Below are 15,082 nucleotides of genomic sequence, written 5' to 3'. Positions count from 1 at the left end.
GGCTAGCGAGCCTGGGGGGCGTGGGGAAACAGATTGGGTTGATGGCCAGGTATTGAGCGGTTCAATACCTGGGTTGGCGCGGAGTTGCCAGACGCGGCCTGGCGGCAGCGGCTACAGAGCCCACCAAAGCAGTCGCCGCGAAGACAGTTGCTACATCCTGTGGGAGCTGGCTTGCCAGCGAGCTGTTGGGGCCATAAAAGCTCGCTGGCAAGCCAGCTCCCACAAGACGCTCACGCCGCCAACGGCTGCTCCAGGCCCTGGATAATCCCGCCGATCTGCTCGCGCAACCAGCGGTGCATCGGGTCGCCGTCCATGGTGCGGTGCCACAGCATGAACTCGCGCATCAGCGGGATTTTCACCGGGGTGGGCAAGATGCGCAGCGGCAGGTGCTTGGCGTACAAGCGCGCCAGGCGGCCGTGCATGGTGGCCACGCGCTGGGTGCCGATGACCAGCTGGGGCAGGGTGTTGAAGTCGTTGGTGATGACTTCCAGGCGGCGGCTGACGCCGTACTGGTTCATGAACCACTCCTCGATGCTCATGTGCCGGGTGCGGCCGAAGCCCACCGACACGTGACCCAGGTTGATGTACTGCTCCAGGGTCAGGCTGTCGCCGACCTGGGTGTTGCCGTTCCACACGGCGCACACGTGTTCTTCCTCGAACAGCAGCTGGGAAGGGTGGTCTTCGAGCACGTAGCGCTCGGGCACGATCATCAGGTCCACCTCGCCGCGCACCAGCAACTCGCTGGAGTTGTCACCCGGGCCGAGCATTTCGAAGGTGATGAACGGTGCTTCCTGGCTGATTTTCTCGATCACCTGGGCCAGCAGCACGCTGATCAGGTAGTCGGAGGTCACCAGGCGGAAGTGGCGCTTGCTGGTGGACGGGTCGAACGCCGGCTTGCTGGTGATGGACGAGCGAATTTTCAGCAGCACGTCGCGCACCGGCTCCATCAACTCCAGGGCATAGGGCGTGGGCTGCATCTTGCGCCCCACCTGCACCAGCAGTTCGTCCTCGAAATAGCTGCGCAGGCGCCCCAGCACGCCGCTGGTGGCGGACTGGGTCATGTGCAGGCGCTCGGCGGCGCGCGTGATGTTCTGCTCCTCGAGCAGGATGTCGAGGGCGACCAACAGGTTCAAGTCCAGGTGGTTGAAGCGCATGGCGAGTGCTCACGGTTTCTTGTAGTTGTTTTCTCGATACCTTCGCGGCAAACCATCAGCGCGTCAAGCCTGGCCACAGGTATCGCGAACGCCGATACATGCCATCCCCACACACGATTAGTCAGCTGCCAAGACGGGCGCCACTCTGTGCCGCATCCCGGTCTGCCGGGCATGCCACCGGCCGCCGAGCGCGGCCCAATCATAATTTCAATGGAGTGGTCTGCATGAATATCCTTGGCCTTGATGCCGTGGTTTTTGGCGTCGACGACGTGCCCGCCTGCACCGCTTGCCTCACCGACTACGGCCTGGCGCCGGTGGGCGTCAGCGAGCAGGGCGGGCGCTTTGAAGCGCTGGACGGCACGGCGGTGGTGATCCGCCGCTTTGACGACCCGACGCTGCCGGCGGCCATCGGCCCGGCGCCGTCGTTGCGCGAAACCGTGTACGGGGTGGCCAGCGCCGCCGACCTGGATGCCATCGAGGACGAGCTGGGCCGCGACCGCGCGGTGCACAAGGACGCCGATGGCACCCTGCACAGCGTCGACGACATGGGCTTTGCCATCGCCTTCCAGATCAGCGTGCGCCGCCCCTACAGCGCCAGCGCGGACCTCACCAACGCCCCCGGCAGCGCGCCGCAGCGGCCGCTGAACCAGATCGGCATCAGCCCGGACATGCCCGCCGCGCCGCGCAGCCTGTCCCACGTGGTGTACTTCGTGCCCGATTCCGCCAAGGCCGAGGCGTTCTACCAGCGCCTGGGCTTCCGCACCACCGACCGCTTCGTCGGCGTGGGGCCGTTCATGCGCCCGGCAGGCTCGGACGACCACCACAGCCTGTTCATGATCCAGACCCCGCCGCACATGAAGGGCTGCGAGCACTTCACCTTCCACCTGGGCAGCGGCACCGAAGTGCTGCTGGCGGGCACCCGCTTCGCGGCCAAGGGTTGGACCAGCTTCTGGGGCCCGGGCCGCCACCTGCTGGGCTCCAACTGGTTCTGGTACTTCAACAGCCCGCTGGGCTGCCACATCGAGTACGACGCCGACATGGACAAGCACGACGACGCGTGGGCCGCGCGCCAGGCGCCGATGTCGGCCGACAACTCGCAGCTGTTCCTGTTTGCCGGCCGCGAAAAGTGGGCGCCCGGCGGCCCGCCGGCCAAGCAGGGCTGAGCCATGGCCATCGCCCTGTGCCCGGCCGGCCAGTTGCTGGAGGGCCAGGCCCGCGGCTTCGACCCCCACGGGGTGGGCAGCGACACCGTGTTCGCCCTGCGCCACGCAGGCCAGGTGCGGGTGTACCGCAACAGCTGCCCGCACCTGGACGTGCCGCTGGAATACCGCAAGGACCGCTACCTGTCTGCCGATGGCCAGCGAATCATCTGCTACGCCCACGGCGCGCAGTTCGCCCCGCACAGCGGCGAATGTCTATACGGGCCGTGCCGTGGCGAGCACCTGGAGGCCCTGGCACACCGCATCGAAGACGGCTGGCTGATGCTTGAACAGTTTTGAAAACGTGGGCGGCCAGGTATCGCGATTGGCGATACATCGCATCCGAACATGCGATTAGTCAAATCCCTGCCCAGCCCCGAACCTGATTGCACGACCTTGGAGACAATAATGACTCATCCATCGATCGAAACACCGTTTGCCCTGGGCACCTTTTCCGCTGCCGGCAGCCCGCGCTTCGCCGGCCTTGTGGTCGCCGACCAGGTGGTTGCCGTGGCTGCCCTGGCGCACCTGGCCGAACTGCGCGGCGCCCACAGCGTGCTGGGCCTGCTGGAACACTGGGAGCACAACTTCGCCCAGCTTGACCGCCTGGCGCGCCAGCTGGCGGCGGACAAGCAGGGCCTGCCGTTCCTGGGGCTCGACCAGGTGCACTACCACGCCCCGGTGGACCTGCCGCGGCAGATCTTCTGCTCGGGTGCCAACTACCACAAGCACGTGGTGGACCTGATCGTCGACGACCCGCAGTTCGAAACCGACGGCATGGACAACACCCAGCGCCGCGCCTACGCCGTGGAGCTGATGAACAAGCGTGCCCGCGAAGGCAAGCCGTTCGTGTTCAACAAGGTGGCCTCCAGCGTCACCGGGCCGTTCGACCCGATCATCATTCCGGCCGGCAGCAAGAAGCCTGACTGGGAGCTGGAGCTGGGCGTGGTCATCGGCAAGCCGGCGCGCCGCGTCAGCCGCGAAAACGCCCTGGACCACGTGGCTGGCTACGTGGTGGTCAACGACCTCACCGAGCGCACCAAGGTGTTCCGCCCCGACATCCCGCAGATGGGCATGGACTGGCTGAGCAGCAAGAACGCGCCGACCTTCCTGCCCATGGGCCCGTACCTGGTACCCGCCGCCTACGTCGGCAACCCCCAGGAGCTGCAACTGACCCTGCGCCTGAACGGCCAGGTGATGCAGGACGAAAGCACCGCCGACATGATCTTCGACGTGGCACGCATCATCGAATTCATCTCCCAGAGCGTGCAACTGCTGCCCGGCGACCTGATCTGCAGCGGCTCGCCCTCGGGCAACGGCACCCACTACAACCGCTTCCTGCAAGCCGGCGACCTGATGGAAGGCACCATCGCCAAGCTGGGCACCCAGCGCAACCCCTGCGTCGACGAACGCTGATACCCCCAATAAGAACAAGACGGAGCATAACCATGACAGCAGTGAGCAAGGTCCTGATAGTGGGCGGTGGCATCGGCGGCCTGTGCGCAGCCATCGCCCTGCGCCGCAAGGGCATCGACGTCGACCTGGTGGAGCTGAAGGGCGAGTGGACGGTGTACGGCGTGGGCATCATCCAGCAGTGCAACGTGGTGCGCGAGATGGCCCGCCTGGGCGTGCTCGACGGCTACCTGGGCGCGGCGTTCCCGTTCGAGGACGTGGCCCTGTACAACGCCGACGGCCACACCCTGGCGCGCATTCCCGGCCAGCGCCTGGCGGGCCCGCAGTACCCGGCCAACGTCGGCATCTCGCGCCTGGCCCTGCACCAGGTACTGAGCAGCACCGCGCTGGAGCTGGGCACGCGCATTCGCCTGGGCACCAGCGTCGAGGCGCTGGTGCAGGACGCCAGCGGCGTCGACGTGACCTTCACCGATGCAAGCCAGGGCCGCTACGACCTGGTGGTGGGCGCCGACGGCCTGTTCTCCAAGGTGCGCACCCTGCTGTTCGGTGACACCTACACGCCGCGCCACACCGGCCAGTCGGTCTGGCGCCACAACTTCAAGCGCGACCCGGCCATCGACCACCTGGCCAACTACCTGGGCCCGGACGGCAACGCCGGCCTGTGCCCGCTGGCCGATGACCTGATGTACCTGTACCTGACCAGCTACGAGCCGGGCAACCCGTGGATGGACAACGCCACCCTGGCCGTCGAGATGCGCAAGCGCCTGGCCGGCTTCAATGGCCTGATCGGCGAGCTGCGCGAGCAGATCACCGACAGCAGCCAGGTGGTGTACAAGCCCATGGAGGTGGTGTTCGTCAGCGAGCCCTGGTACCGCGGCCGCGTGCTGCTGATCGGCGACGCCGCCCACGCCACCACGCCGCACCTGGGCCAGGGCGCTGGCATGGCCATCGAGGACGCCGTGGTGCTGGGCGAGCTGATGGGCGCCCAGGGCGGGCAGGGCGTCGAGGCCTTGCTGCAGCAGTTCATGGAACGCCGCTACGAGCGCTGCAAGTTCATCAGCGAGAGCTCGATTCTGGCGGGGGACAAGGAAATCGAGCACGACCACGGCTTCGACCGCGTGGGCCTGGTGCGCACGATGCTGGCGCTGACCGCCGAAGAGATCTGAGCGCCGCCTTGTGACACGACCGCGCCCCACGCTGGGCGCGGCGAACCTGATAACAAGAACAACAGATGAGGTTTTCCCATGGTACGTCTGCACTTCACCGTGCCGCGCGGCGCGCACCCGCCGTTCGCCTTGAGCCTGATGATGTTCGGCCTGCTGGCGGGCAACGCCCAGGCCTTTCAGTTCGACACCGGCAACCCCGACATCACCACCCGCTGGGACAACACCCTCAAATACAGCGCCGCCTGGCGCACCGAGGGCCGCAGCGACAAGCTCACCACCGGCACCACCGCGGTGAACGGTGATGACGGCGACCGCAACTTCAGCGGCGGCATGATCTCCGACCGCCTGGACCTGCTGTCCGAGTTCGACATCAGCTACCAGAACGTCGGCGCCCGGGTCAGCGGCGCGGCCTGGTACGACGACGTCTACAACAAGAGCAACGACAACAATTCGCCGGGCACCAACAACAGCACCTCGGTGGACTACGACCACTTCACCGACCAGACCCGCAAGCTGCACGGCCGCGAGGGCGAGATTCTCGATGCCTTCATCTACGGCAAGGCCGACTGGGGCGACATGCCGGTGTCCGGGCGCATCGGCCAGTACGCCATGCAGTGGGGCGAAAGCCTGTTCTACGGCATGAACGGCATCGCCGGCGGCATGGCGCCCATCGACGTGGTCAAGGGCCTGTCGGTGCCCAACACCCAGTTCAAGGAGCTGATCCGCCCGGTGCGGCAAATGTCCGGGCAGTTCCAGCTGACCCCGGACGTGTCGGTGGGCGCCTACTACCAGTTCGAGTGGGAGGCCAACCGCCTGCCGGCGGCCGGTAGCTACTTCTCCAGCTTCGACAGCATCGGCAACGGCAACGAGCGCCTGTTCGCAGGCGATGCGGTGATCCCTGGCGGCCAGCCGCTGGCGTTCTACAGCGGCGGCAACAAGAACGCCCAGGACTCGGGGCAGGGCGGCGTGCAGATCAAGTGGCGCACCGAGACCGTGGACTACGGCGTGTATGCCATCCGTTACCACGACAAGAGCCCGCAGCTGCTGGTGCGCCCGGACTTCGCCAACCTCAACCCGGTCACCGGCCAGGCCGGCGAGTACTACTGGGTGTACCCCGAAGGCATCGAGGCCCTGGGCGCCAGCTTCTCCACCACCGTCGAGCAGTTCAACATCGCCGGCGAACTGTCCACCCGCTGGCACCAACCGCTGGCGTCCACCAACCAGCGCACGCTGCTGGCCGGTGAAAGCATCTCCAACGACGCCGATGACGCCCTGTACGCCACCGGCCACACCCTGCACGCCAACCTGTCGTGGCTGGCCAGCTTCGGGCCCACCGTGGTGGCCCAGGAGTCGAGCTTCATCGGCGAGCTGGCGTGGAACCGCACCCTGAGCGTCACCCGCAACCCCGACGCCGTGGACCCCAACGCCACCCGCGACGCCTGGAGCCTGCGCACCGTGTACGAGCCCATGTACCGGCAGTTCTTCCCCGGCATGGACGTGAGCATCCCCGTGGGTATCAGCTACACCCACGGCGCCTCCGAGGCCCTGGGCACGCAATTCGGGACCAACCGCGGTGGCGACATGAACATCGGTATCAAGGGCAACTACCTCAACACCTGGAACCTGGGCCTGACCTACACCCACTACTACGGGCCGGCCAACACCTTTCTCGATGAAAACAACAACTACACCTTCGAACAGTCGCTCAAGGACCGGGATTTCGTGGCCTTCAGCGTCAGCCGTACTTTCTGAACCGAGGATCAGTCGATGAAACCCATGACCTTGCTGCTTACTGCCCTGGCGTCGTCGTTGCTGCTGGCCCAGGGCGTGATGGCCGCCGTTCCCGCCAGCGAAGCCGACACCCTGAAGACCACCCTCACGCCCCTGGGCGCCACCCGTGCCGGCAACGCCGACAACAGCATCCCGGCCTGGAACGGCGGCCTGACCCAGGCCGACCCGGCCTACAAGGACGGCGGCAAGCGTGGCGACCCCTTCGCCACCGAAAAGCCGCTGTTCACCATCACCGCGCAGAACGCCGCCCAGTACGCCGACAAGCTCTCGGCCGGCACCCTGGCGATGTTGAAGAAGTACCCTGACAGCTACCACCTCGACGTGTACCCCACCCACCGCACCGCCGCCGCGCCACAAGCGGTGTACGACGCCACCTACAAGAACGCCATCAACGGCAAGCTGGTGGACGGCGCTGCCGGGCCCATGCCCCAGGACGCTTCGGGCGGCATTCCGTTCCCGATTCCGAAGAATGGCGCCGAGGCCATCTGGAACCACCTGTTGCGCTGGCGCGGGGCGTCCTGGCACGCCGACTTCACCCAGTACCTGACCACCGCCGACGGCAAGCATGTGCTCACCAACGATTCCAAGGCCGACCTGCAGATGCCCTGGTACCTGCCTGACGGCGGCCAGAAGGACGGCGTGTTCTGGACCATCCGCATGACCAACGACGGCCCACCCCTGCGCGCCGGCGAGGCCATCACCGGCCGCGAGAACCTCAACGCCAACAACGCCGGCGTGTGGACCTACCTGCCCGGTCAGCGCCGGGTGCGGCGCCTGCCCAACGCCTGCTGCGACACGCCGACACCGGCCACCGCCGGGGTGATGAGCTTCGACGAGCTGTACGTGTTCAACGGCCGCATCGACGGCTTCGACTGGAAGCTGGTGGGCAAGAAGGAGCTGTACATCCCCTACAACTCGAACAAGGTGTTCACCGCCGCCAAGCCCACTGACCTGCTGGGCGAACACCACCTCAACCCGGCGGACATCCGCTGGGAACTGCACCGCGTGTGGGTGGTGGAAGCCACGCTCAAGCCCGGCAAGCGCCACGTGATGCCGCGCAGCACCTACTACCTGGACGAGGACACCTGGGCCGCCGTGCTCGGCGAGCGCTACGACGCCCAGAACCAGCTGGCCAAGGCCCTGTGGACGACCCCGGTGGTGCTGCCCGACATGCCCGGCGTGGTGACCCTGACCAACGGCTTCTACGACCTGCTGTCCGGGGCCTGGTTCACCGGTGACATCTTCGCCGGCAAGAACGAGCAGTACCGCGTGGTGCAGGCCTACAAGGACTCGGTGTTCACCCCCGATGCCCTGGCCGGCGAAGGTGTGCGCTGAGATGAACCGCACCTTGTTGATCAGCGCAATGTGCCTGGCGCTGGCCGGGCAGGGCGCCCACGCCGCCGACGTGCTGGCCCAGCCGGCCGTGCAGTCGGCCCAGGCGCTGCACGCGGTGCTGCTGGGCGTCGCCCGGGCCGGTGCGCGGCTGGTGGCGGTGGGCGAACGCGGCACCGTGCTGCTGTCGGACAACAACGGCGCCAGCTGGCGCCAGGCCCAGGTGCCGGTGAGCACCAGCCTGGCTGCCGTGCAGTTTGTCGACGGCCAGCAGGGCTGGGCCGTGGGCCACGGCGGCGTGGTGCTGCACAGCCAGGACGGCGGCGAGCACTGGCAGTTGCAGCTCGATGGCCGCAAGGCGGCGGCGCTGGAACTGGCTGCGGCGGAGCAGGACGGCAACCCCCAGCGCCTGGCCGCCGCGCAACGGCTGGTGGCCGACGGCGCCGACAAGCCGCTGCTGGCCCTGAGCTTCAGCGACGCGCGCCATGGCCTGGTGGTCGGTGCCTACGGCCTGGCCCTGGCCACCGATGACGGCGGCGCCACCTGGAGCAGTTGGGCCGGGCGCCTGCCCAACCCGCAGGGCCTGCACCTGTACGCCGTGGCCCAGCGCGGCGGCGAGCTGTGGCTGGCCGGCGAGCAGGGCCTGGTGCTGCACTCGGGCGACGGCGGCGAGCATTTCGCGGCGCTGCCCAGCCCCTACGACGGCAGCTTCTTCAGCCTGGCGCTGTTGCCCGGTGGCGAGGTGTTGCTGGGCGGCCTGCGCGGCCACCTGTTTAGCCTCAAGGGCGACAGCTTCAATGCAATCAGCAACCCGCTGCCGGTGTCCATCAACGCCGCCTGGGCTGGCGAGCGGCGCTTGCTGCTGGTCAACCAGGCCGGCGCGGTGCTGCAGGGTCACCTCGACGGCAGCGGCCTTGCGCCCTTGCCACAGGCGGCCGGTGCGCCGTTGGCGGCAGTGGCCGAGGCCAGCGACGGCAGCCTGGTGGGCGTTGGTTTTGCCGGCCCGTTGCGCCTGAGCGCGGCGCCCACCCAGTCTTTAGCGGAGTAAGCCCATGCATGCCCCCAGCTCTTCCCAGGCGGCGCCGCACAGCGGGCGCCTGGCCGATTTCGACAGCCGTTCCGGCTCGCTGCTGGAGCGCGCGCTGTTCAACCACCGGCGCATCGTGCTGCTGTTGTGCCTGCTGGCCACTGTCGTGCTGGGCTGGCAGGCCACGCGCCTGACCCTGAACGCCAGCTTCGAGAAAATGATCCCCAGTGACCAGCCTTTCATTGCCAACTACCTGGCCCACCGCCAAGAGCTGTCGGGGTTGGGCAACGCCGTGCGCATCGCGGTGATCAACCGCCGCGGCAGTGTGTACGACAAGGACTATCTGCACACCCTGCAGCAGCTCAACGACGAGGTCTACCTGCTGCCCGGCGTCGACCGCGCCTACATGAAGTCGCTGTGGACCCCGGCCACCCGCTGGGTGGGCGTGACCGAGGAAGGCCTGGAAGGCGGCCCGGTGATTCCCGACAACTATGACGGCAGCGCCGCCAGCCTCGAGGCGCTGAAGCGCAACGTCGAGCGCAGCAACGAGATCGGCCAGCTGGTGGCGTTCGACCAGCAGTCGAGCATCCTTTATGTGCCGCTGCTGGCCACCACCGCCGACGGCAAGGCCCTGGACTACAGCGCCCTGGCCAAGCGCCTGGAGGCCCTGCGCGCCAAGTACCAGGGCCAGGGCATCGAGATTCGCATCACCGGTTTTGCCAAGGTGGTGGGTGACCTGATCGACGGCCTGCGCCAGATTCTGCTGTTCTTCGCCGCCGCCATCGCCATTACCGCCGTGGTGCTCTACGGCTACACCCGCTGCCTGCGCAGCACCGCGCTGGTGATGAGCTGTTCGCTGGTGGCGGTGGTGTGGCAGCTGGGGCTGCTGCCGCTGCTGGGCTTCGAGCTGGACCCGTACTCGGTGCTGGTGCCGTTCCTGGTGTTCGCCATCGGCATGAGCCACGGCGCGCAGAAAATGAACGGCATCATGCAGGACATCGGCCGCGGCATGCACCGCCTGGTGGCGGCGCGCTTCACCTTCCGCCGGCTGTTCATGGCCGGGCTGACGGCGCTGCTGTGCGACGCGGTGGGCTTTGCGGTGTTGATGATCATCAAGATCCAGGTCATCCAGGACCTGGCGCTGATCGCCAGCCTGGGCGTGGCGGTGCTGATCTTCACCAACCTGATCCTGTTGCCGGTGCTGCTCTCGTACGTCGGCGTCAGCGCCACGGCGGCCAAGCGCAGCCTGCGCGGTGAGGCCGCCGATGCGGCGGGGGCGGTGCGCCACCCGGCCTGGCGTTTTCTCGACCTGTTCACCCAGCGCCGCTGGGCCAGCGCCTGCGTGCTGGTGGCCGCGGTGCTGGCGGTGGGTGGCTACCTGGTCAGCCTGCACCTGAAGGTCGGCGACCTCGACGCCGGCGCGCCGGAGCTGCGCGCCGACTCGCGCTACAACCAGGACAACGCCTACCTGACGGCGCACTACGGCGCCAGCAGCGACGTGTTCGCGGTGATGGTCAAGACCCCGCCGGGCGGCTGCTCCAGCTACGACACGCTGCAGCGCGTGGACAACCTCGACTGGCAGCTGCGCGGCCTGGCGGGCGTGGACTCGACCAACTCGCTGGCGTTGCTCAACCGCCGGGTGCTGGTGGGGCTGTCGGAAGGCAACCCGCGCTGGTACGAGCTGCTGCACAACCAGGCCACCCTGAACATGGTCACCGCCGGCGCGCCGCGTGGCCTGTACAACGAAGACTGCAGCCTGCTGACCGTGTACGCCTACCTCACCGACCACAAGGCCGACACCCTGGGCCGCGTGGTGGACAGCGTGCAGGCCTTCGCCAAGGCCAACGACAGCGACCAGGCGCAGTTCCTGCTGGCGGCCGGCAGCGCCGGTATCGAGGCGGCCACCAACATCGTCGTCAAGCAGGCCAGCCATGAAATGCTCTGGTGGGTGTACGGCGCCGTGGTGCTGCTGTGCCTGATCACCTTCCGTTCCTGGCGCGCGGTGCTCTGTGCGGTGCTGCCGCTGATGCTGACCTCGATCCTGTGTGAGGCGCTGATGGTGGCCCTGGGCATCGGCGTCAAGGTCGCGACCTTGCCGGTGATTGCCCTGGGCGTGGGCATCGGCGTCGACTACGCGCTGTACGTGATGAGCATCGTGCTGGCGCAGATGCGCGCCGGCGCCAGCCTGTCCCAGGCCTATTACCAGGCCCTGCAGTTCACCGGCAAGGTGGTGATGCTCACGGGCGTGACCCTGGCCATTGGCGTGGGCACCTGGATGTTCTCGCCCATCAAGTTCCAGGCCGACATGGGCGTGCTGCTGGCCTTCATGTTCGTCTGGAACATGGTCGGCGCGTTGATCCTGCTGCCGGCGCTGGCGTACTTCCTGTTGCCCCACAAGCGCCAGCCACAAGCCCTGTCCGCGGCCCGGCCGGTGGCGGAAAGCGCCGAGAAACCCCGCCCGTTGAGCCTGGAGGTGGTGCATGAACGCTGATCGCCAACCGCGTTTGCCGCAGTCGCTGCTGTTGCTGCTGGGCAGTTGCCTGCCGGTGCTGGGCGCGGTGCTGCTGGCGCCGGTGCTGCCGCGCATGCAGGCGCATTTTGTCGATACCCCGGGGGTTGCGGTGCTGGTGCCCATCGCCTTGACCCTGCCGGCGCTGGTGGTGGCGCTGCTGGCGCCGTTCGCCGGCATTATTGCCGACCGGGTAGGGCGCAAGCCGCTGCTGCTGTGGGCCATGGCCCTGTACGCCCTGTGCGGCACGCTACCGCTGTGGCTGCAGTCGCTGCCGGCCATCGTCGCCAGCCGCGCCGGCATCGGCCTCGCCGAGGCGGCGATCATGACCGGCTGCACCACGCTGATGGGCGACTACTACAGCGGCGCCCGCCGCGAGCGGCTGTTTGCCCTGCAGATGGTCGCCACCTCGCTGTCCGCAGCGCTGTTCATGGGCCTGGGCGGGCAGTTGGGCCAGGACAACTGGCGCGCGCCGTTCGCCCTGTACGCGGTGGGGCTGGTGTTCCTGCCGCTGATGGCCCAGTTGCTGTGGGAGCCCGTGGCCCCGGCGCAGGCCCAGCGCACCGCCGCGCGCCTGCCGTGGCGCGCCCTGGGCCCGCTGTACCTGCTGGCGCTGCTGGCCGGCGCCAGCCTGTTCATCGTGCCGGTGCAGGCCGGCTTCATCCTCAGCCTGCTGGGCATCGACGCCCCGCAGCAGATCGGCCTGACCATGGGCGGCAACCAACTGGGCGTGGTGGCCGGCGCCTTGAGTTTCCGACTGATCGGTCGTATTGCCCCGGCGCGGCTGTTGCTGCTGGCGTTCGTGCTGGCCGGCTGCGGCGGCGTGTTGATGGGCAGCGCCAACAGCCACCTGCACGTGGTGGTGGCGGTGGTCATTAATGGCCTGGGCATCGGCCTGATGCTGCCCACCCTGATCACCTGGATCATGGCCCAGGTGGGCTTCAGCCAGCGCGGGCGGGCGACCGGCTTGTTCACGGCGGCGATCTTCGCCGGCGAGTTCGTCAGCCCCTTGCTGGTGCTGGCCATCAGTGGCGGCAACCTGGCGGCGGTGCCCCATGCGGTGTTGCTGGTGGGGGTGTTACAGGGATTGGTGGCGTTGGGCTGCCTGGCGGTGCCGCGGTTCAGTGGCGCGTGTTTGCAAGGAGAGCATGCATGAACCTGTTCGACCTCAGCGGCCAGGTGGCCCTGATCACCGGCGCCACCCGTGGCATTGGCCTGGCCATTGCCCGCGCCTATGGGCAGGCGGGCGCGCGGCTGGCCATCAGCAGTGAAAACCCCGAGGACTGCCGCCAGGTGGCGGCGCAACTGGCCGAGGAGGGCATCGACGCCTGGCCCCTGCCCGCCGACATGGGCCAGCAGGCCCAGGTGCAGGCGTTGGCCGAGGGGGTGCTGGAGCATTTCGGCCAGTTGGACATCCTCGTGTGCAACGCCGGCATCGCCCCGCACATGGGGCCGCTGGCCAGTGCCAGCGAAGCCCAATGGCAGGCCACCCTGACGGTGAACCTGCAGAGCGCCGTGTGGCTCACCTCGGCGCTGATCCCGGCGCTGGTGGCCCGTGGCGGTGGCAGCGTGGTGCTGATGGCCAGCATCGCCGGCGTGCGCGGCAACCGTGGCCTGGGCCTGTATGGCCTGTCGAAGGCGGCGCTGGCGCAGCTGGCGCGCAACCTGGCGGTGGAGTGGGGGCCAAGCAACGTGCGGGTCAACGCCATCAGCCCCGGGGTGGTGCAGACCGCCTTTGCCCGGCCGCTCACCGACCAGCCGACGGTGATGGACAAGCGCCTGGCGCTGACACCCCTGCGCCGCGTGGGCCGGCCCGAGGAAATTGCCGCCGTGGCCCTGCTGCTGGCCGCCCCCGGCGGCGCCTTTATCACCGGCCAGAACCTGATTGTCGACGGTGGCACCACCATCGGCGACGGCAACTGAACAAGGAATTTGTGCATGCAGACGCTTCCCAGCTTCAAGCGCGTGGTTACCGGCCACGACGCCAGCGGCAAGGCCACCGTGGCCATCAGCGGCCCTACGCCCAGTGTGTTCGCGCTGCAGGCGGTGCCCGGCACGGTGTTCCATGAGATCTGGAACACCGGCGCTGCGCCCGCGCCGATCGACAACGGCGACGACGCCACGCTCAAACCCCTGCAGCTGAGCCCCAGCGCCCTGGGCAGCCTGATCCGGGTGGTGGATATCCCGCCCGACAGCGTGCAGAACGCCGTGACGGCCGAAGCCGCCGCCCAGGCCTTCGCCGAGATCGGCCAGGCCCACGCAGGTACCGGCAGCGGCGACAGCCGCCACCGGCTGATGCACTGCACTGAAACCGTCGACTACGGCATCGTCACCGAGGGCGAGGTGTGGCTGGTGCTCGATGACCAGGACGTGCGCTTGAGCCGCGGCGACGTGGTGGTGCAGCGCGGCACGAACCACGCCTGGAGCAACCGCACCGAGCAGATGGCGCGCATGGTCTTCATCCTGTTGGACGGGCAATTTGCACAAGGAATCGCCCCATGAAGCTGGCAACCCTGAAAGATGGCAGCCGCGACGGCCGCCTGGTGGTGGTGTCCCGCGACCTGCGCCGCTATGTGTGCGCCAGCGCCATTGCCGCCACCCTGCAACAGGCGGTGGACGCCTGGGCCAGCTGCGCGCCGCAGCTGCAAGCGCTGGCCTGGCTGCTGGAGGAAGGCCGCGCGCCTGGCGCGCAGCCGTTCGACCCGGGCCAGGCCATGGCGCCGTTGCCACGTGCGTATCAGTGGTGCGACGCCTCGGCGTTCCTCAACCACGGCACGCTGATGCAGAAAGCGTTCAACCTCGACCCCATCGAAGGTGTGGAGCATATCCCCTTGATGTACCAAGGTTCCGGGGACGACTTCCACGGCGCGCGCGATGACCTGCGCCTGCCCACTGAAGCCCAGGGCATCGACTTCGAAGGCGAGTTCGTGGTGCTGGTGGACGACGTGCCGCTGGGCTGCCCGGCCGAGCAGGCAGACGCGCACATCAAGCTGGTGCTGCAGGTCAACGACGTCAGCCTGCGGGCGTTGGCGCCACGGGAGATGCTCACCGGTTTTGGTTTCCTGCAGGCCAAGCCATCCTCCAGCTTCGCCCCGGTGGCGGTCACCCCCGATGAACTGGGTGACGCCTGGGCCGAGGGGCGGGTGCAGCTGCCGTTGCAGGTGCAGCGCAACGGCGAGTGGTTCGGCCACCCCCACGGCGGCGAGATGAATTTCAGCTTCGGCCAATTGGTCGCCCATGCTGCGTTGACCCGCCGGCTGGGGGCGGGCACCCTGGTGGGCTCGGGCACCGTGTCGAATAAAGACCGATCGGTCGGTTCGGCCTGCATCGCCGAACGCCGGGCCATCGAGATGATCGAGCACGGCAGCCCCTGCACCGGTTTCCTGCACTTTGGCGAGCGGGTGCGCATGGACGTCGTCGGCCTGGACGGCCGGTCGGTGTTCGGCGCCATCGACCAGCGCGTGGTAGCGGCCCATGAGTGACGGCAACGG

At 68.0% G+C, this 15,082-nt stretch carries 13 protein-coding genes; 12 read left to right on the top strand and 1 reads right to left on the bottom strand.

The annotated features are described in order from the left end of the window. Positions 1–230: 230 nt before the first annotated feature. Complete coding sequence (locus tag RAM80_RS01685) at positions 231–1,154, bottom strand: LysR family transcriptional regulator (protein ID WP_416424500.1); 924 nt, start codon at positions 1,152–1,154, stop codon at positions 231–233. Positions 1,155–1,378: 224 nt separating this feature from the next. On the opposite strand from RAM80_RS01685, the gene RAM80_RS01680 reads away from it, so the two are divergent. From RAM80_RS01680 to RAM80_RS01625, 12 genes are all read left to right on the top strand, one after another. Then, positions 1,379–2,317, top strand: coding sequence for a VOC family protein (locus RAM80_RS01680; RefSeq protein ID WP_416424499.1), 939 nt, complete (start codon positions 1,379–1,381; stop codon positions 2,315–2,317). Between the two features lie 3 nt (positions 2,318–2,320). After that, a complete protein-coding gene (locus RAM80_RS01675; protein ID WP_416424498.1) occupies positions 2,321–2,653 on the top strand; it encodes a Rieske (2Fe-2S) protein in 333 nt (110 codons plus the stop codon). Between the two features lie 108 nt (positions 2,654–2,761). Further along, a complete protein-coding gene (locus RAM80_RS01670; protein ID WP_416424497.1) occupies positions 2,762–3,769 on the top strand; it encodes a fumarylacetoacetate hydrolase family protein in 1,008 nt (335 codons plus the stop codon). 32 nt (positions 3,770–3,801) lie between these two features. Next, positions 3,802–4,932 carry an FAD-dependent oxidoreductase gene (locus RAM80_RS01665; protein WP_416424496.1) on the top strand — a complete coding sequence of 377 codons (1,131 nt, stop codon included), beginning with the start codon at positions 3,802–3,804 and terminating at the stop codon, positions 4,930–4,932. Positions 4,933–5,010: 78 nt separating this feature from the next. Next, the gene (locus tag RAM80_RS01660) at positions 5,011–6,684 is read left to right on the top strand and encodes a DUF1302 domain-containing protein (RefSeq protein ID WP_416424495.1); all 1,674 of its coding nucleotides are present in this window, start codon (positions 5,011–5,013) and stop codon (positions 6,682–6,684) included. Positions 6,685–6,708: 24 nt separating this feature from the next. Next, positions 6,709–8,058: a DUF1329 domain-containing protein gene (locus RAM80_RS01655; protein WP_416427396.1), complete on the top strand. Its 1,350-nt coding sequence runs from the start codon at positions 6,709–6,711 to the stop codon at positions 8,056–8,058. 1 nt (position 8,059) lies between these two features. Next, a complete protein-coding gene (locus RAM80_RS01650; protein ID WP_416424494.1) occupies positions 8,060–9,103 on the top strand; it encodes a WD40/YVTN/BNR-like repeat-containing protein in 1,044 nt (347 codons plus the stop codon). A gap of 4 nt (positions 9,104–9,107) precedes the next feature. Continuing rightward, on the top strand, positions 9,108–11,573 hold the full coding sequence (locus RAM80_RS01645) for an efflux RND transporter permease subunit (protein WP_416424493.1): 2,466 nt from the start codon (positions 9,108–9,110) through the stop codon (positions 11,571–11,573). Then, positions 11,563–12,747: an MFS transporter gene (locus RAM80_RS01640; protein WP_416424492.1), complete on the top strand. Its 1,185-nt coding sequence runs from the start codon at positions 11,563–11,565 to the stop codon at positions 12,745–12,747. Before RAM80_RS01645 ends, RAM80_RS01640 begins: the two co-directional genes overlap by 11 nt. Further along, a complete protein-coding gene (locus RAM80_RS01635; RefSeq protein WP_416424491.1) occupies positions 12,744–13,514 on the top strand; it encodes an SDR family NAD(P)-dependent oxidoreductase in 771 nt (256 codons plus the stop codon). The genes RAM80_RS01640 and RAM80_RS01635 overlap by 4 nt, the downstream gene beginning before the upstream one ends. 15 nt (positions 13,515–13,529) lie before the next feature. Continuing rightward, positions 13,530–14,093 (top strand): cupin domain-containing protein, encoded by a 564-nt coding sequence (locus RAM80_RS01630; protein WP_416424490.1) that lies wholly within the window; start codon positions 13,530–13,532, stop codon positions 14,091–14,093. Beyond that, on the top strand, positions 14,090–15,073 hold the full coding sequence (locus RAM80_RS01625; RefSeq protein WP_416424489.1) for a fumarylacetoacetate hydrolase family protein: 984 nt from the start codon (positions 14,090–14,092) through the stop codon (positions 15,071–15,073). The genes RAM80_RS01630 and RAM80_RS01625 overlap by 4 nt, the downstream gene beginning before the upstream one ends. The last annotated feature ends 9 nt before the right edge of the window (positions 15,074–15,082 follow it).

Source organism: Pseudomonas sp. App30 (assembly GCF_047947025.1).
Taxonomy (GTDB): Bacteria; Pseudomonadota; Gammaproteobacteria; order Pseudomonadales; family Pseudomonadaceae; genus Aquipseudomonas.
Note: the sequence above shows the minus strand (reverse complement) of the source record. Positions and strands in the feature narration are given on the sequence as shown.